At 46.4% G+C, this 17,041-nt stretch carries 17 protein-coding genes and 1 other annotated feature; of the genes, 6 read left to right on the forward strand and 11 right to left on the reverse strand.

The window, feature by feature from the left end:
* Window positions 1-12: 12 nt before the first annotated feature.
* Complete coding sequence (locus ACSQ8P_RS29020; protein ID WP_436238364.1) at window positions 13-1,119, forward strand: GerAB/ArcD/ProY family transporter; 1,107 nt, start codon at window positions 13-15, stop codon at window positions 1,117-1,119.
* A 58-nt stretch (window positions 1,120-1,177) separates the two neighbouring features.
* Here the strand turns inward: ACSQ8P_RS29020 and rplT are convergent, their stop codons facing one another.
* The 4 genes from rplT to ACSQ8P_RS29040 all read right to left on the reverse strand — a co-directional run bounded on the left by rplT (window position 1,178) and on the right by ACSQ8P_RS29040 (window position 3,791).
* Window positions 1,178-1,537, reverse strand: a complete 360-nt coding sequence (rplT, locus tag ACSQ8P_RS29025; protein WP_028553998.1) for a 50S ribosomal protein L20 — start codon at window positions 1,535-1,537, stop codon at window positions 1,178-1,180.
* A gap of 56 nt (window positions 1,538-1,593) precedes the next feature.
* Window positions 1,594-1,797 carry a 50S ribosomal protein L35 gene (rpmI, locus tag ACSQ8P_RS29030; RefSeq protein ID WP_028553997.1) on the reverse strand — a complete coding sequence of 68 codons (204 nt, stop codon included), beginning with the start codon at window positions 1,795-1,797 and terminating at the stop codon, window positions 1,594-1,596.
* A gap of 31 nt (window positions 1,798-1,828) precedes the next feature.
* Window positions 1,829-2,329 carry a translation initiation factor IF-3 gene (gene infC / locus ACSQ8P_RS29035; RefSeq protein WP_056609101.1) on the reverse strand — a complete coding sequence of 167 codons (501 nt, stop codon included), beginning with the start codon at window positions 2,327-2,329 and terminating at the stop codon, window positions 1,829-1,831.
* Between the two features lie 52 nt (window positions 2,330-2,381).
* Window positions 2,382-2,526, reverse strand: a sequence feature (ribosomal protein L20 leader region).
* Window positions 2,527-2,555: 29 nt separating this feature from the next.
* Complete coding sequence (locus tag ACSQ8P_RS29040; RefSeq protein ID WP_436238365.1) at window positions 2,556-3,791, reverse strand: glycosyltransferase family 2 protein; 1,236 nt, start codon at window positions 3,789-3,791, stop codon at window positions 2,556-2,558.
* 685 nt (window positions 3,792-4,476) lie between these two features.
* Between ACSQ8P_RS29040 and ACSQ8P_RS29045 the strand changes: the two genes are divergently transcribed.
* Entirely contained in the window at window positions 4,477-5,007 is a 531-nt protein-coding gene (locus ACSQ8P_RS29045) for a phosphatase PAP2 family protein (protein WP_436238366.1), read from the forward strand.
* A 3-nt stretch (window positions 5,008-5,010) separates the two neighbouring features.
* Window positions 5,011-6,138 (forward strand): MGDG synthase family glycosyltransferase, encoded by a 1,128-nt coding sequence (locus ACSQ8P_RS29050; protein ID WP_436238367.1) that lies wholly within the window; start codon window positions 5,011-5,013, stop codon window positions 6,136-6,138.
* 61 nt (window positions 6,139-6,199) lie between these two features.
* Here ACSQ8P_RS29050 and trmB read toward each other — a convergent pair whose 3' ends face one another.
* Both trmB and ACSQ8P_RS29060 read right to left on the reverse strand, forming a co-directional pair.
* On the reverse strand, window positions 6,200-6,964 hold the full coding sequence (gene trmB, locus ACSQ8P_RS29055; protein WP_436238368.1) for a tRNA (guanosine(46)-N7)-methyltransferase TrmB: 765 nt from the start codon (window positions 6,962-6,964) through the stop codon (window positions 6,200-6,202).
* 148 nt (window positions 6,965-7,112) lie between these two features.
* Window positions 7,113-7,754: a WGxxGxxG family protein gene (locus ACSQ8P_RS29060; protein WP_436238369.1), complete on the reverse strand. Its 642-nt coding sequence runs from the start codon at window positions 7,752-7,754 to the stop codon at window positions 7,113-7,115.
* A 264-nt stretch (window positions 7,755-8,018) separates the two neighbouring features.
* On the opposite strand from ACSQ8P_RS29060, the gene ACSQ8P_RS29065 reads away from it, so the two are divergent.
* The 3 genes from ACSQ8P_RS29065 (at window position 8,019) to ACSQ8P_RS29075 (ending at window position 10,692) form a co-directional block, all read left to right on the forward strand.
* Entirely contained in the window at window positions 8,019-9,005 is a 987-nt protein-coding gene (locus ACSQ8P_RS29065) for a TIGR01212 family radical SAM protein (RefSeq protein ID WP_436238370.1), read from the forward strand.
* 75 nt (window positions 9,006-9,080) lie between these two features.
* On the forward strand, window positions 9,081-9,653 hold the full coding sequence (locus ACSQ8P_RS29070) for a class I SAM-dependent methyltransferase (RefSeq protein WP_436238371.1): 573 nt from the start codon (window positions 9,081-9,083) through the stop codon (window positions 9,651-9,653).
* 73 nt (window positions 9,654-9,726) lie between these two features.
* Window positions 9,727-10,692 carry a type I phosphomannose isomerase catalytic subunit gene (locus ACSQ8P_RS29075; protein WP_436239627.1) on the forward strand — a complete coding sequence of 322 codons (966 nt, stop codon included), beginning with the start codon at window positions 9,727-9,729 and terminating at the stop codon, window positions 10,690-10,692.
* Window positions 10,693-10,775: 83 nt separating this feature from the next.
* Here ACSQ8P_RS29075 and ACSQ8P_RS29080 read toward each other — a convergent pair whose 3' ends face one another.
* The 5 genes from ACSQ8P_RS29080 to ACSQ8P_RS29100 form a co-directional block, all read right to left on the reverse strand.
* Window positions 10,776-12,278 carry an IMP dehydrogenase gene (locus tag ACSQ8P_RS29080; RefSeq protein WP_436238372.1) on the reverse strand — a complete coding sequence of 501 codons (1,503 nt, stop codon included), beginning with the start codon at window positions 12,276-12,278 and terminating at the stop codon, window positions 10,776-10,778.
* 153 nt (window positions 12,279-12,431) lie between these two features.
* The gene (locus ACSQ8P_RS29085; protein ID WP_436238373.1) at window positions 12,432-12,857 is read right to left on the reverse strand and encodes a pyridoxamine 5'-phosphate oxidase family protein; all 426 of its coding nucleotides are present in this window, start codon (window positions 12,855-12,857) and stop codon (window positions 12,432-12,434) included.
* 122 nt (window positions 12,858-12,979) lie between these two features.
* Complete coding sequence (locus ACSQ8P_RS29090) at window positions 12,980-14,743, reverse strand: B12-binding domain-containing radical SAM protein (RefSeq protein WP_436238374.1); 1,764 nt, start codon at window positions 14,741-14,743, stop codon at window positions 12,980-12,982.
* Window positions 14,744-15,118: 375 nt separating this feature from the next.
* Window positions 15,119-15,343: a hypothetical protein gene (locus ACSQ8P_RS29095; protein ID WP_056609081.1), complete on the reverse strand. Its 225-nt coding sequence runs from the start codon at window positions 15,341-15,343 to the stop codon at window positions 15,119-15,121.
* Between the two features lie 281 nt (window positions 15,344-15,624).
* Window positions 15,625-16,992 (reverse strand): FAD-dependent oxidoreductase, encoded by a 1,368-nt coding sequence (locus ACSQ8P_RS29100; protein WP_436239628.1) that lies wholly within the window; start codon window positions 16,990-16,992, stop codon window positions 15,625-15,627.
* Between the last annotated feature and the right edge of the window lie 49 nt (window positions 16,993-17,041).

A 17,041-nucleotide genomic window follows, 5' to 3' on the forward strand; every position in this document is an offset into this window, starting at 1 on the left:
GGGGATTCGCCAATGCCGGTTCAGATTTCGAAATATCAGCTTTTTGTAATGATTATTCTCTTCGAAATCGGGAGCACACCGCTTTTTGCATTAGGCAGCTCGGCGAAACAGGACTCCTGGCTTGCTATGTTGGCTGCTGCGATAGCTGGCTTCTTTCTCTTGCTTTTATTTCTTGCGATCCAAAGAAGGGCACCCGACCAAGATTTAATGGGACTGCTGAAGCTCAGTTTCGGAAAATGGATTGGCACCTGTGTAGGCGTCACCTTTGTCATTTATTTTGCCTATGAGTCCATGAGAAATGTACGTGATTTCGGTGAAATTTCGAACCTCACCTTATTAAACACAACACCTAAATACGTGACCATGTTCATCATCCTCCTATTAGCTTTTTATGCCATCATCATGGGCGTGGATACGCTATTCCGAGTGACGGAAGCACTTCTGCCCATTGTCGCCATTAGCTACGGCTTCCTTATTTTTCTCATTTGCATCGCAGGCCTGATCCATATCGACAACATGCTTCCTGTTCTGGAGAATGGCTTATCCCCGGTCCTGAAGACCGCATTTCCTGATATCGTGTCTTTTCCTTTTGGACAGACGATTATCTTCTTTATGATTTGGCATCTATTTCCGGACCAACAAAAATTAAAGAAACTCAGTCTCATCGCATATTCCACAGTAGCCCTATTTCTAGTTGCGATGAACGTACTCAACATTACCATTTTAGGTACGACACTTGTCGCCAACAGTACGTTACCTTTTTTACAAACGGTACAACTCATCGAGGTAGGAGACATCTTAGAACGCTTAGACGTTATGGTCACTTTACTGCTGTTTCTAGGCTTATTTGTGAAAATGACGACATTCTATTGGGGAGCTGTGTATGCACTTACACATTTGTTTCCATCTGTAAATAAGCGACAGTGGCTCATCCTGGTGGGTATTCTGATCTTCATCACGGCGTTTCTTGAACCTAACTATTCCATTCATGTTTGGCTAGGGCTTAAGTTTAGCGTGAAAATTTATCCTTTATTTCAAGTCATTATCCCAATTCTCATGTTCATTTCGATGCTATTTCGTAAGATTACCGCACAGCAAACCCCATCATCGGACATTTAAGCAAAACAAAAAGAGCCTGCCCCCTGACGGGGACAAGCTCATAGGCGCGAAGCTAAGCTTACGCGTTTACTTTCGCTTTTGCAGCTGTTGCCAAATCGTTGAACGCTTTGGAATCATTCACAGCTAGATCAGCCAAGATTTTACGGTTAACTTCGATACCAGCCAATTTAAGGCCGTGCATCAATTTGCTGTAGCTCAAGCCGTTTTGACGAGCGCCTGCATTGATACGAGTAATCCAAAGTCTACGGAAGTTACGTTTTGTTTGACGACGGTCACGGTATGCATATACCAATGACTTCATTACTTGCTCTTTAGCTGTTTTAAATAAACGGTGTTTGGAACCGAAATAACCTTTTGCTAATTTCAAAATTTTCTTACGACGGTGAGCGCGAATAAATCCGCCCTTGACTCTTGCCATTGTGAACTACCTCCTGGGATATATAAATGATGTTCGATTGTTATGCTGAGTAACGATTAGCCTTTGATAAGGGACAATTGTTGTTGCAAACGACGTACATCGCCAGGAGCCATTGTTGGGTTCGTGGACAATACGCGTTTTTGCTTGGATGATTTACCAGAAAGCAAGTGGTTCTTACCTTGTTTGTATCTCATCACTTTGCCTGTGCCAGTGATTTTGAAACGGCCTTTCAGGCTGCTGTGTGTTTTCATTTTCGGCATGTTGTTGTTCCTCCTAATTTAGTATACTCGCCTAAGTTGTCGCTTTTGGCGTTAAGATCATGATCATGCTTCTTCCCTCAAGCTTTGGAGCACGCTCCTGTGAGGAGATCTCAGCAGTTTCTGTAGCAAGGCGCTCAAGCACTTTGCGACCAATCTCCGAGTGCGCAATTTCACGACCACGGAAACGAACGCTAGCTTTGACTTTATCGCCTTCACCAAGAAACTTAACTGCATTGCGAAGCTTTGTTTGGAAGTCATGTTCATCGATCGTCGCACTCAGGCGAATTTCTTTGATATCCACAATCTTCTGATTCTTACGTGCTTCTTTTTCTTTCTTCTGCGTTTCATAACGGAACTTGCCGTAATCCATAATGCGGCAGACAGGCGGCTTCGCCGTCGGTGCAACGTTTACTAAATCAAGGTTCGCGTCAAGTGCAATTTGAAGAGCTTCGCGAATTGGCGTTATGCCAAGTTGTTCTCCATCCGCCCCAATAAGGCGTACTTCCTTCACACGAATCTCGTCATTAATCATATGGTCTTTGCTAATCGTGTTCCACCTCCATAAAGTATGTAACTCTCTTCCAAATATAAAAAAGATGCGGGCACAGTGGGCCCACATCTTCATCAATAACAGGTTTAAGACAAACCTATTGAATGTACATGATGATTCATTCAAACCAGCCAACGTTACGTTAGTCAGGTGAGAAGCGGGCGCTTCTGCTTTACTCGAAATATAATATCATCTCATTCTAGAAAAGTCAACTCACTTGTTTACTTTTCATTTCATCCAACCGGATTACACGCGTATGCTCAGTGTGACTCCATTGTTTGTTGTTTTGCGTGAAGAACGCATAGAACGTAATTGGCCACCAAGACAGCATGAAAATCGGGTATAGCAATAAATATTTGTACGTCTTCTTGTGTGCCTTCTCAATCAGCATAGACATCGGAAGCAACACGTAGATGGCCAAGCTAAGTGAATTGATAACAACCGGATTGACATGAACCAGAGCTGAGTCAGCCGTTCCGTGCGACGTCATGGATTGGATCCATAGCATAACTGTTAATATGGCGCCAAAGAAGAAATTGTATACATTCGCCGAATAGATCGCCGCGTCAATTTTCATCCAGCTTCCTGTTTTAATTCCTTGCCATAGCAATGGGAAGAAGAAGCGTTTGGCTACTTCAAAGTGACCTTGCATCCAGCGTAGACGCTGCTTAGCAGAAGCGTTGAAGGATAGCGGCTTCTCATCGTAAACCCGCGTATCGTAGTTGAACGTTGGTTTGATCCCCATTTGAATACATCTCATCGAAAATTCAAGATCCTCAACCAAGCTAGTTGCCCGCCACCCAATTTCTTTGAGCAAATTGGAGTCGAAACACATGCCCGTACCGCCAAGGTAATTAGCAAGTCCCAGGTTGGATCTAGGCGTTTGGACAAAGCGATTCGCGTAGAAGTATGAGATGGCGAAAGACCCGGTAATCCATGAATCATTCGGATTTTTCGTATCTAGATAAGCTTGAATGACACGGGAACCTGAACAGAGATCGTTATTCATGTGGATCAAATAATCAGGACTCACCAGATTATCAGCATCGAACATGACAACGCCGTCGTATTGACGCTCACGTTTCCATAACTCTTTGAGCATCCATTCAATCGCGTAGCCTTTGCCTCTGAGGTTCGGATTCCGGCGTTCCATTGCGTACACACCATGGTGGCGCGCAATGTCAGCTGTGTTATCTGTACAGTTGTCACAGATCACGAAGATATCAAATAACTCTTTCGGATAATCCAATGTCTTTAAATTCTCAATCAAGGCCCCGACGACTTGTTCCTCGTTATGAGCGGCAACCAATACAGCAAACGATTTCTGTGGAGCAAACATTTTTTTATTTTTGGGGCGATACCAACCAAAAAACGTTAAAAACAACTGATACGCACCGATCAAAGCCAAGAAAACCTGAACGGTAAGCATAATCTTGTCTAGCATGAAGCAAAATCCCCCTTTTTTTGTGCACGTCAGCTATCTTTTTGTATGCCTAGTGCGTTTATGTACAGGTCATTCATGTTAACAGACTAACGGTGAAACAATCGTTTCTGATTCTCCTCTCTTTCTCCCTGTTTGTCAAAGTCTGCAAACTTCGAAAAAGCGTCAGTTCTTTGAAATTTGGGAGGTTCGCACACACCGAATAGAGCATGCGCTTGAAATCGGGTCGAAAATGTCTTGTTTTCATCGTTTTTCATATATTGTGTACCAAAAGTTCACCATTTAGACGAACACTACCTTTTCTAAGCGGTGACGTCCTTATTATAAATTACTCAACCATTCGCTGACAACTTTTGCTTAATTACCCTGTTAATGGATAGCTCTCTCCATCTTAACAACATTCGCTTAACAAAGACCGTAAGAGTCCGTCGTTCACAATTAGGACATATCAGCCTTAGCTGTGGCGGGATATCCGCTCCAAATTTAGGAAACACTAACAAGATATACTATGAATTTGGCAGAACCGAGTCGAAGATAATTGCCATCCTATCACACAAATGTTAACGCCAGATTAGTGCAACATTAAATTGAATTTATGAATATTTATCATTCATTTAATCCCCCTCTAATAAACCCTTCGTACAATAAAGATAACGAGCAATTCCAAGTTAGAAGGAGGCGGTTACTCATGAGCAGCAAAGTTGTCCATTGGCTTCAGGATCATGAAACACGTCTATTCCACTTTGTCAATCAACGGATCCAACATCATTTCCTCGATCAATTTTTTACGAAGATCACCCATTTGGGCGGTGCGACGTCATCCATTATGATCTCTTTATGTTTGGCCTGTTTTGGGCAAGGATCGCTGCGTATTGCTGGGCTTCAAGCGCTGTTGGCTTTAACCATCAGCCATATTCCTGTTGCCATTATGAAAAAAAGATACCCTAGACTTCGGCCCTATCTTGTCCATCCTCAAACGATTACACATAAAAACCCTCTGACGGATCACTCCTTCCCCTCTGGACATACCACGGCTATTTTCTCGGTTATCGTCCCTTTCGTTTATGCTTTACCCATTCTAGGACTCGTACTGATCCCGCTTGCATTGGTTGTCGGCCTTTCACGGATTTACTTGGGACTTCATTATCCATCGGATTGTATCGTAGGTTGCTTGATTGGAACAACGGCATCACTAGTGACAGTCGCATTCTGGGGGTAAATCATGGAACATGTATCGCGAAAAAGAAGAGTGCTCATCCTATCGGAAGGCTTCGGTGCCGGCCATACGCAAGCCGCATTCGCACTTGCCAGCAGCTTAGAGCAGCGCTGCTCTACGATCGAAACCCGTGTTGTGGAGCTCGGCTCTTTTCTCCATCCAACGTTGGCACCCTGGATTCTCGGGGCTTATAAGAAAACCATTGCTGCCCAGCCTAAATTATATGGTCGCTTGTACCGTGCTCAATATCAAAAATCACTTAATCCGCTGACGCAACTCGCCCTTCATCGCATTTTCTATGCACAAACGGCAGCTATGATCAGGCACTGGGCCCCGCAAGCCATCGTATGTACGCATCCTTTTCCAAGCGTCGTTGTTTCTCGATTGAAAAGAGCAGGCTTGCATATCCCTCTATGCACGGTTATCACCGACTACGATGTTCATGGAACATGGGTCAGCCAGGAGGTGAATAAATACATGGTGTCTTCCGAGGATGTGAAACATAAGCTCATTGTACATGGCATTGCGGCAGCACATGTCGAAATTACGGGGATCCCGGTGCATCCTAGCTTCCGAGAAGTCCATGATAGGGCATTGATTCGACAGCAATTCAATCTCTCATCGAGGCCTACGGTATTGGTCATGGGCGGAGGTTGGGGACTCATCCGCGGCGATTCATTGAGTGAGCATTTACTGACGTGGAGGGACCGAATTCAGTTTATTTTTTGCTTAGGGCATAATCACAAAGCCATTTCGAAGCTAGCGGCAGATCCGCGGTATCAACATCCACATATTCACCTGCTTGGATTTACACAAGAGATTGGCAAGTTGATGGAAGTCTCCGACCTGCTCGTTACGAAACCAGGGGGAATGACGTGCTCGGAAGGACTAGCTAAATCGATTCCCATGTTATTCTATGATCCTATTCCAGGCCAAGAGGAAGAAAACGTGCATTATTTTACTAGACACGGCTTCGGAGAATCAATCCAGTCTGCAGATACGATCTCTCACTGGTTGTCTATGCTGGCTAGCCGCTATGCGGATGTGCAGGCCCAACGCATTTCCAATCAACATAGAAAGAGTCACTTGCCCGCAGGCGATGGTTCAGAAGTCATTCTCCAACTGTTAGGATGAAAAAAAACAGACTATCCTTGCTGCACATTGGCAACATGGATAAGTCTGTTGGTTGTAGAGCTTATTCAGCTGATTCTTTCGATTCAGCAGCTAGGGCGGATGCAGCGGCTTGCTTCAACTGCTCTTGATGTGTGGACAATGCTTCTTGTCCAATCACAACTTCTAGGCGATGAATATTCATGCCTTGCCCCGCGAATTTCGTTTCGTACTCGGTCATCACATGATCTGGATGAATGCCGTCCACATGAAGATTCAGCGAAATATTGCGCATTCTTAGACTCATGTCAGCAAACGAATTCAATGAAAACTCGAACAAAGATTGGGAATCGGTTTTCAAATGAATTTCGCCCTTAGCGTTCAAAATTTGTTGATATTTAGCAACAAACCCCGGATGCGTTAGACGTCTGCGCGCATGCTTCTTCTTCGGCCATGGATCACTAAAATTCAAATACACGCGCTCTAGCTCACCATCAGCAAATGCCTCTTCAATATGCTCGATATTGAACAACATCAACCTTAGGTTCGGAATGCTAAGCACCGCATCTTCTTCCTTGTCCGCGGTAATTTCATGAGCAATCTTAGCTTTCTCACTTGCCTTGCGAATCAATTCATCATACATATCCACACCAATGAAATTGATGTTCGGATATTTTTTGCTCATTTCACTAATAAAGCGCCCTTTGCCCATCCCTAGCTCGGCATGAATCGGGTTATTGTTTCCGAACAACTCGGACCATTTGCCCTTATAATCCTTGGCATTTAATACAACGAGTTCTTTTTGACGTTCTATATCTTCTCTGATACCTTTTCTGCCCCGTAAACGCATTATTCATTTGCCTCCTACACGTACATGCTTTCGAATACAAATCATAGACGATTCTATAAAAAAAATCAAAACTTTCCTCTAGTAGATGAATGGAAGAATGAAAGAAAACACCCTCCGAAATGGAAGGTGCTTCGCTCTTAGAAGATGTTTATTTATAGCTTTCGTCTCTTCTTTTATTATTACTTCGTAGACCTGCTAAGCCCAATAACCCCACGAGACCAAGCCAGCCCCAGTCCATATCATTGTCATTATCCGTTGTTGCATAAGCTCGATAAGAAGAAGTACCATAAGTGCTTGGTGGCGTTGTTGCAATGCTTTTTGTACTCATTCTATCAACCATGTTTGCGCTGCGATCGACACCACGCTCAATCGCATTAGCTCCGCGTTCGACACCTCTCTCAACCGCGTTAGCCCCTCTCTCAACCGGATTCGTTCCATAACCATTTATATGGTCCGTAACTCCTGTGCCTCTTCCAGTTGTTCCATAGCCAGAATACGTATTTGGGGTCGTTAAACTCCCATTATAAATGCCATTCGTTCCATTTCCACTAAAATTTTGTGAACTGACGCCCGTCCCAAGCCCCACTCCTGGTGAAGTGGCATCATAGTTGCTGCCTGTATAACCCGTTGATGTCGTAGTCCCCGTTGTCCCTGTCCCCAATGTCCCAATTGGTGATCCCGTTCCGACCGCATTTCCCGTATCCATATTTCTAGCTTGAGCACCCACTGCCCCCATACTTAAAGCTGCTGTCAATGCTACCGCCAAAGTTATTGTACGAAACTTTTTCATGTAGTCGAATTCCCCTCTCAGCTCGAAATTGTGGTGCAAGGTTATCATGCTCGCTTATGAGAGGTTTTATTGGGGGGACTTGTTGGAAAGGCAGGGGTCGCTTTCATGCGTAAATTTCGCTACAATATAGGTTGAAACAAAATAAACGACAACGCTGTTCTCCAAGGACGTAAGCGTTATGGAGAAATATATAGCGATATTATTAGGTGAAACAATATATTCTCATATTTGAAGCGGAGCAACAGAAAGAAAGGATACTGTCCTATGTCTACAATGATCCAGGAATCACCTCAGCTTTGGGGCGATAAACGTTTCCATACATGGAATTATGAAATGCGCGAAAATCTAGGCGGTAAAGTATTCAAAGTCATGCTGGATGCTGGTTTTACATGTCCTAATCGCGATGGCAAAATTGCAACAGGCGGGTGCACCTTCTGCAGTGCGCGTGGATCAGGAGATTTCGCTGGAAGTCGCCGCGACGATCTTGTCACACAATTCAACAAGATTCGTGATCTACAGCATCAAAAGTGGCCCGAAGCCAACTATATTGGCTATTTCCAGGCTTATACGAATACCTATGCGCCCGTTGAAGAGCTGCGGGAATATTATGAAGAGATTTTGAAACAGCCTGGTGTCGTCGGCTTGTCTATCGCTACGCGGCCCGATTGCTTGCCCGATGATGTCATTGAATATCTGGCTGAATTGAATCAGCGCACCTATTTATGGGTGGAAATGGGTCTACAAACCGTGCATGAATCCACCTCAGTGCTGATCAATCGCGCTCATGATACCCAATGTTATCTGGATGCTGTAGCTAAACTGCGCAAACATAATATTCGCGTATGTGCGCACATTATTTATGGCTTGCCTGGAGAAACCCATGACATGATGCTGGATACAGGGAAAGCTGTCGCTCAAATGGATGTGCAAGGCATCAAGATTCACCTCTTACATCTCATGCGTAAAACCCCGATGGTTAAGCAGTACGAAGCTGGTTTACTGCAATTCTTGGAGAAAGATGAGTACGTGAAGCTGATCGTGGATACTTTGGAAATTTTGCCGCCAGAGATGATCGTTCATCGACTCACTGGTGATGCCCCGCGGGATTTACTGATCGGCCCGATGTGGAGTCTCAAGAAGTGGGAAGTGTTGAACGCTTTTGATAAATTGCTCACAGAGCGGAATACGTGGCAAGGGAAGTATTGGGCAGGGAAAGAAAACGTGCCAGAATCAAGATTATCTCTGGAATAGCGGAACTACATTCCGTATTTCCTGGGAAATTGGCGAGACATGCGTTAGCAAGCAATCATTGGAGGCACTCTACACATGGGATTCGTTTCAGTTCTGAGTTATGTACACCAGTTAATCGGGCAGCGCGTCCAACCTGGTGATACCGTTATTGACGCCACGCTCGGCACAGGCGTGGACGCTTTGTACATGGCGAAGCTCGTCGGCACTCGCGGCAGCGTATACGGCTTCGATATCCAGCAGGCCGCGCTGGATCAAACCGAGCAGCGTCTGGCGAAGGAGCAACCAGACGCCCAAGTGCACATGAGCTTATGCAGCCATGCGCTCATGGAAGCGGCGGTGCCGCAAGACCGCCACGGCAAGGTCGCCGCGGTCACCTTCAATCTCGGCTACCTGCCAGGAGCCGATACAGCCATTATCACGGAGCAGGCATCGACGATTCCTGCTCTTGAAGCTGCGCTCCGCCTGCTGCGCAAAGGCGGAATCGTAACCATCGTGCTGTATAGCGGCCACGATGGCGGGTCGGAAGAAGCCGCAGCGGTAGAACGCTGGGCAGAGAGCTTGCCGCTCGCAGCGTTTCAAGTGCTACGGTATCAATTTGCCAATCGCAGCGCCTCTGCGCCGTATCTCTTAGCTCTAGAAAAAAGATAGTCGCATGATATAATGCTAGAGTGTAATAAATGACAGATTGCTAGAATAGACTAGGGGAAAGTAGGGATTGTTTTTGAAATCATACCCATTGCAATTTCAACCTGAAATGAAAGAACGTGTTTGGGGAGGCAGAACCCTCGAACGATTTGGCTTTACATTGCCGGAAGGCGCGATCGGTGAAGGTTGGATGATCGGCGATCATCCGAACGGAACAACGAAGGTTATCAATGGCGAACTAGCTGGCTTAGGTCTGGATGAAATTCGCGAGAAGTATGGCAAAACATTGTTCGGCACCAAAGGATTTTCCGAGAAAAATGGCCGTTTTCCACTATTAATTAAATTGCTAGATTGTGAAGACGATCTATCTGTTCAGGTTCATCCCAATGATCACTACGAGAACCTCGCGGCAGGTGAACTTGGCAAAACAGAAATGTGGTATATTCTCGATGCTAAGCCAGGCGCCAAAATTATATATGGCATGAAAGAAGGCGTAACACGGGAAAGCCTTGCAGAAGCGATTGCGGAGAATCGCATTATGGACTGCTTGCAAGAAGTTCCTGTCGAAGCTGGAGATTCCTTCTACATACCTGCTGGTACAGTCCACGCACTAGGTGCAGGTGTACTGGTAGCAGAAATTCAACAAAACTCAGATACAACGTATCGTTTGTATGATTACAACCGTCCAGGCTTGGATGGGAAAATGCGTGAGCTGCATATCGAAGACTCGCTTAATGTCATCGCGTATGAAGGATCAGGCTCCACGCGCATGAAGACTGATTTGACGGAAGCCGGCACATGGCTGACGCTTGCTTCTTCTCCTTTTTTCACCGTGGAAAAAGGCCTGGTTGGCCCGCAATGGGAGCTCACTACAACGCCAGATAGCTTCGTTATTCTTGTCATCGCGGATGGCAACGGGACGTTGCAATGGGCAGACGGCCAAATCGCGACGAAGCCTGGTGACTGTTTCTTGCTTCCTGCTGATTTGGGCAGCTACTCACTTGAGGGTAACATGACAGTGATTCGCAGTTATTTGCCATAAAAAATAGTAATTAAAATGAAAAAAGCTCTCTGATAGCAGCCGCGGTTAACGGGCACTGTCAGAGAGCTTTTTATTTATCGCTGCTAACCTTCTTCCGAAAGGCTGCTTTCTTTGAGGATTACGTCGTGCGCTCCGCCTTCAACTAATGATGTCGCGGAAACTAGTGCAATTCTCGCATTAGCTTTCAGCTCGTCCAACGTCAAGGAACCGCAGTTACACATTGTGGATTTGATTTTACCCAGCGTCTTGTCCAAGTTTTCTTGTAAACTTCCCGCATAAGGAACGTAAGAATCCACGCCTTCTTCGAACAAAAGCTTGCTCTTGCCGCCTGTGTCATAACGCTGCCAGTTACGTGCACGATTGGAGCCTTCGCCCCAGTATTCTTTCACGAAGTTGTTACCCACTTTAAGTTTTCTAGTTGGGCTCTCATCGAAACGTGCAAAATATCTGCCTAGCATAACGAAGTCAGCACCCATCGCCAAAGCAAGCGTTACGTGGTAGTCGTGTACGATACCACCATCAGAACAGATCGGAATATACGTACCGGTTTCTCTAAAGTATTCATCTCTCGCTTCAACAACCTCCATCACAGAGGAAGCTTGGCCGCGGCCAATACCTTTTTGTTCCCGCGTGATACAGATGGAACCGCCCCCGATCCCCACTTTAATAAAGTCAGCACCTGACTCTACCAAATAGCGGAAGCCTTCACGATCAACAACATTACCCGCACCAATTTTCACATCAAAATTCTGTTTCACATACTGTACCGTCTCATGCTGCCATTCGCTGTAACCGTCAGAGGAATCGATTACGAGAATGTCTACGCCCGCTTCAACAAGCGCAGGTACTCTCTCCGTATAATCCTTCGTGTTGATCCCAGCGCCGACAATGTAGCTCTTGTTCTTATCAAGCAGTTCCATCGGGTTCTCTTTGTGCTCATCGTAATCTTTGCGGAAAACAAGCGTATCCAGATTCCCATTGTCATCTACAATCGGCAAGCAGTTTAGCTTATGATCCCAGATTAGGTTGTTAGCTTCCGAGAGTGCAATACCGGATTTACCGTAAATTAATTTCTCAAAAGGTGTCATGAACTCCGAAATTTTACGATCTAGCGGATCGCGGCTCTTGCGGTAGTCACGACCAGTTACGATCCCCAGCAATTTTCCGTTCGCTGTGCCATCATCGGTGATCGCAACGGTCGAGTGCCCTGTCTCTTCTTTCAAAGCTAACACATCACTAAGCGATTGCTCAGGTTTCAGGTTGGAGCGGCTTACGACGAAACCAGCCTTGTACCCTTTTACCTTACGCACCATCAGTGCTTGCTCTTCAATCGACTGAGAGCCGAAAATAAACGAAATCCCGCCACTACGCGCCAATGCAATAGCCATTCCATCATCGGATACTGCTTGCATGACAGCAGAAGAAAACGGGATATTCAGTGAGATCGCTGGCTCCTCACCCTTATTAAACTTGACTAGCGGGGTCTTCAGCTTAACATTTGCCGGTGTACAATCCTTCGTCGTTAGATTAGGAATCAACAAAAACTCACTAAACGTACGAGACGGTTCCATATAATACGTAGCCACTTTACATTTTCCTCCTCATATAGGGATCTTTGAGCGTAGCTCAAAGTCTCTTATTTGATTGATCCATAGGTAAATTTTTATAATCTTATCACTGAACCTTGCCTATGGTCAATGGATTTTTTAGGGAAATGTTCAGTAGGCAACGGATCGGTGTTATTTCTTCCAGATCTGTGGTTCGGAACCACGACTCGAATATTCAATATAGTAGGGGGAAATGTCCATCACGACATAGTTAGGATCATGAGGCCCGTCAAACCATTGCTTCATATCATCGCTCCACAGCTTCTCGCGAAGGGCATTGTCCGAAGAGATTGTAGCTGTAGCTTGTATTTGCAAAATGTTCGGCGTAGACTTGCCGTCATACCCCACTAAAATGTGCACATGAGGATTCTCTTGGAGTTCCTCAACTTTATCTGTTTTCTTACTCGTCGTTAAATAAATCTCCAACCCATCGTGAAACAAAGCCATATAGCGAACTTTAGGCTTGTTACCGTCAATCGTCGCAAAGGAGCACACCTGATTGGCGTTCAGCACTTGAATGATTTGTTCTTCGAGTTGTGTGTTTTTCGTTTCGATCATAGTTAGCTCTCCTCTCAGTCTCAATCTGCTTTAACTACCCTAGATTACCCATTTGGGCGCTTGTTCAATCGTTTTATCCGAAAAAAAATCCCCCTCACGCCAGGCGTGAAGGGGATTTAAGGTTAGATCGTTGCCAGCTGCTGCAGCGGCATTGTGTAGTAGGACGCCGGCTTCTGCGCGTCCGGCGGGAAGTGAACGACAAGCAGCTCCGTGCTGCTTTCGTCGATAAGGCCGCTTTGCAAATACGTCTGCAAAGCGAATGGCAATACCTCAAGCATGGCATGCTTGTGGAGGTCTTTCTCATTGATGCGGAGACTCTGGAAGTCTCCGCTGACGAGCTCAGGCTGCTCCGCAACCAGCTTGAGGTATGCATTCTGTTCGGACTTCTCCAAGGTGAAGTCCCACCAGATTTTGCGCGGCTTATATTTGTGGCCAAGGAAGTAATCGAGCTTCATCAAGCCTTCGATGATGTGCATGTTGGTAGTTCCGCGATGAAGCAGGAACTCGCGCAAGCGAGTGAACAGATCCTCGAGCTGATGCCCGATCTTCTGCCAGCCGCGGCCTTCCCAGAAGTCGCCGAATTCTTGGAAGAAGTCGAACGCCGATGGGAACTCATTGGCGATCAAATGCTTCACCGTATGATCCATGCGGTGAGCGTTCCAATATTTCTCAAGCACATCCTCTACGCGCTTGATGCGAATCAAGTCGGTGAACGGCAGGATGTCGTTGCCGAGAATCTCGTAAGGGGCATGGTCCATATAAATATAGCCATATTTATGGGCATCGTTACGCATGCCTGTGCCGCGCAGCATTTTGAGGAAACCGAGTTGCAGCTCTTCCGGTCCTAGCTCGAAAACGTCGTTAAACGTCTTACGGAACGAGTTGTAATCCTCTTCGGGCAGTCCAGCGATGAGATCGAGATGCTGATCGATTTTGAGACTATTTTTCACCTTAGACACAGTACGGCTCAGCTTGAAGAAATTCTGTCTGCGCTGCACGAGGTCATTCGTCGTGTCATTCGTCGATTGCACACCGATTTCAAAACGGAACGTGCCCGGAGGGGCATTTTCGGCTAAATAGTCAAGAACTTCTGGCCGCATAATATCAGCCGTAATCTCGAATTGGAACACAGTGCCGCGGTGATTTTGGATAAGGAATTCAAAGATTTCCATCGCATAGTCCCGCTTAATGTTAAACGTCCGATCCACGAATTTGATCAGCTTCGCGCCCGAATCAATGAGGTACAGCAGATCCGACTTCGTTCGCTCCATATCAAAATACCGCACCCCCACCTCAATACTCGATAGGCAGAATTGGCAAGAGAATGGACAGCCACGGCTGGTCTCAAAATATACGACACGATTGGCTAGGCTCGGAAGATCTTCCTTGAAGCGATGCGGCGACGGAATATCATCCAGCTTCAGCTTCGGTCTGCCCGGCATCAGAATCACTTCTTGCTCTTTGCGGTAAGCGACGCCATAGACGAAGTGGTATTTGCGCGTTGTTGAGATCTCGGTAAGCAGCTGATGGAACGTTTCTTCCCCTTCCCCCATGACGATGAAATCAACCTCAGGTATGCGGTCCATCCAGTAATCCGTATCATAAGAAACCTCGGGTCCACCAAGGACGATGAGGATTTCAGGTCTGATTTTTTTGATCATTTTGATAATGTGAATCGTCTCTTCGATGTTCCATATGTAACAGGAAAAGCCCAGTACGTCCGGCGCCTTCTGATAGATGTCAGAGACGACATTCATGACGGGATCTTTAATCGTATATTCGGATATCTCAACATCAAAATCCTTCTCGCAGAACGCTTTCAAGTAGCGCAAAGCCAAGGAGGTATGAATGAATTTGGCGTTCAGTGTGGATACAAGTACTTTCATATGAAAAAAACCTCGTTCTATTCTGGGTTATCGTGCCTTCTAATTCGTGTTCAAAAAGTCCGGTTTTCAGCACCGAGAAGATTGAAAGAAGCTAGGAAATGAGGAGCGGAGCGTAGTGAGAGCTACGTGAGCACCGGAAGTTCCGGCTGAATTCAATGTTCGATGTCGAATAAGCTTCTTGGACTACTTCGTGATCAAAAGTTGACTTTTTGAACTACCTCTACTAATTCTACACGAAAACGGTTGAAATACAAAGGAAAGCCCTCCCATACGGGACGACTTTGGCAGCCTTTCGGGTAAATAGAGGGCAGTTAACAAACCCGTTAGGACACACAGAGAGCTGTTACAGAACCCATTCAGGCAAACAGGAGACCGTTAAAGAACCATGTCATCGTCCAAATGGGGGACTTCATAGGGGAACTGGAGGTAGGAGGCTTCTTCGATAGCGTTTTTCCAGCGTTCAGCGTGGGAATAAAGCTGCTGCTCGACTTCTTGGATTCTCTGACTGATTTCGCCGGCTGATTCTACCGGTTCACGTTGCAGCGCTTGTTGTAAGGTGCTGCGTTCTTCGAACCATTGCGTTAATTGGTATAAAAGCATAGGAAACCGCCTCTCACACGTAGGATATATAAGTGCTAGTGTTCCCTGATTTGCGGGGGCGTATTCTGGCGAGGCGGGGCAGCATGTTATTGTGCATACACCACTGGATAAATACAGTGAAACCCACAAATAGAGAGCTTACCATGCCCTATACATTGGATTTATCCAATGAGGAGCGGTGTGAGGACAGTTTGTGGTTAGTGAGTTGGTGGGTTGGGGGGTTGGGGGAACTCACATCGAAAACCCCCAGCGTCACATGGCACTGGGGGTCTCTACTATATCTACTTCAACAATGCGCCGTCCTGCTCAAGGACAGCCTGCAGCTCGGCGACGTTAATCTCCGCTGGCAGCACGCCGTGCTTCACAGCGAGCCCAGCTGCCGAGCCTGCTGCTTGGCCAGTAGCCATGCAGCTTGGCGTGAGGCGCGTTGTTGCCAGCGCTTCATGCGTTGTCGAGATGCAGCGACCTGCGGTGAGCAGGTTTTCGATTTTTTGCGGCAGCAGGCAGCGGTATGGGATGTCGTAGGCGCCGTCCCCTTTGACCCAAGCTGCGGTTACGCCTTTGCCGGACGGATCGTGGATGTCGATCGGGTAGCCGCTGCGTGCGATAACGTCATCAAAGTGACGGCCCTGCACGACATCATCCACCTGCAACGCATATTGACCATCGATACGACGCGTTTCACGAATACCAATTTGTGTGCCAACGTTAGAGATTGAGGCTTTTTCGAAGCCTGGCAAATTATTGCGCATAAATTCAGCGACCATGAGCACCTGTTTGCGACCAAGCTCCTCAGCTTCTGTCAAGTCCTCTACATTGGTGCCATCCAGCCCCTGCACACGCGTAGTATTGACCAGTACTTCGTCGTCCTCTGGACCTGTGAAGAACAGCACTTGATCGCGATTAATCGGAAGATTCGCTTCCTTCCAGTGTTTGAAATAGCCGAGTACACCGGAAAGAGGGAGATCAGCGAGCTCGGAGAAAGGCGTCTTTTTATAAAACTCATCCGGGTGGTCAATCATGTATTGTTTCACGGCAGGCAGATTTACTCCGCGCATTCTGAATTTCATCGTCATTGGCTGTGTTGCTTTATCCCCATCACGCCCTTTGAGGCACGGCGCACCAGACAGATACGCGAGATCAGCGTCACCTGTTGTATCGATAAATACTTTGCCACTTACATCAATTCGGCCGGATTTGGACGTCAATTGCACCGATTGAATGCGATTGTTCACTGTTTCCACATGATCGACAAAGCTATGGAAAAGCAGCTTAACACCCGCTTCTTTGAGCATATCGACGGCAAGAACTTTATATATTTCTGGGTGGTAAGGTGTGATCGTATTCACGAATCCGACCGTATCCCGAAGGTGTCCCGGGGATGCATTCATCGCCATAAGGCGGTCAATAATTTCTTGCGCGAGCCCTGCAATGACTTGTTTGCCATCCGTTGTATGAAACGTCATCCAAGGATACACCAATGCAGCCGTCGACATGCCGCCAATAAAGCCGTATTTCTCTATCAAAACGGTTTTAGCCCCGCTTCTCCCTGCTGCAATCGCCGCATTAACACCTGCTGGACCTCCACCTACTACAACCACGTCTGCTTCTATCTGTTTAATCATCTGACTTCTCTCCCTTAGCTTAATTGTTTGGTGTCTCACTTGCCTCTTCCATGCCTTGCTTCTCTTTTAGTGT

Source organism: Paenibacillus sp. LjRoot153 (assembly GCF_964253085.1).
Taxonomy (GTDB): Bacteria; Bacillota; Bacilli; order Paenibacillales; family NBRC-103111; genus Paenibacillus_E.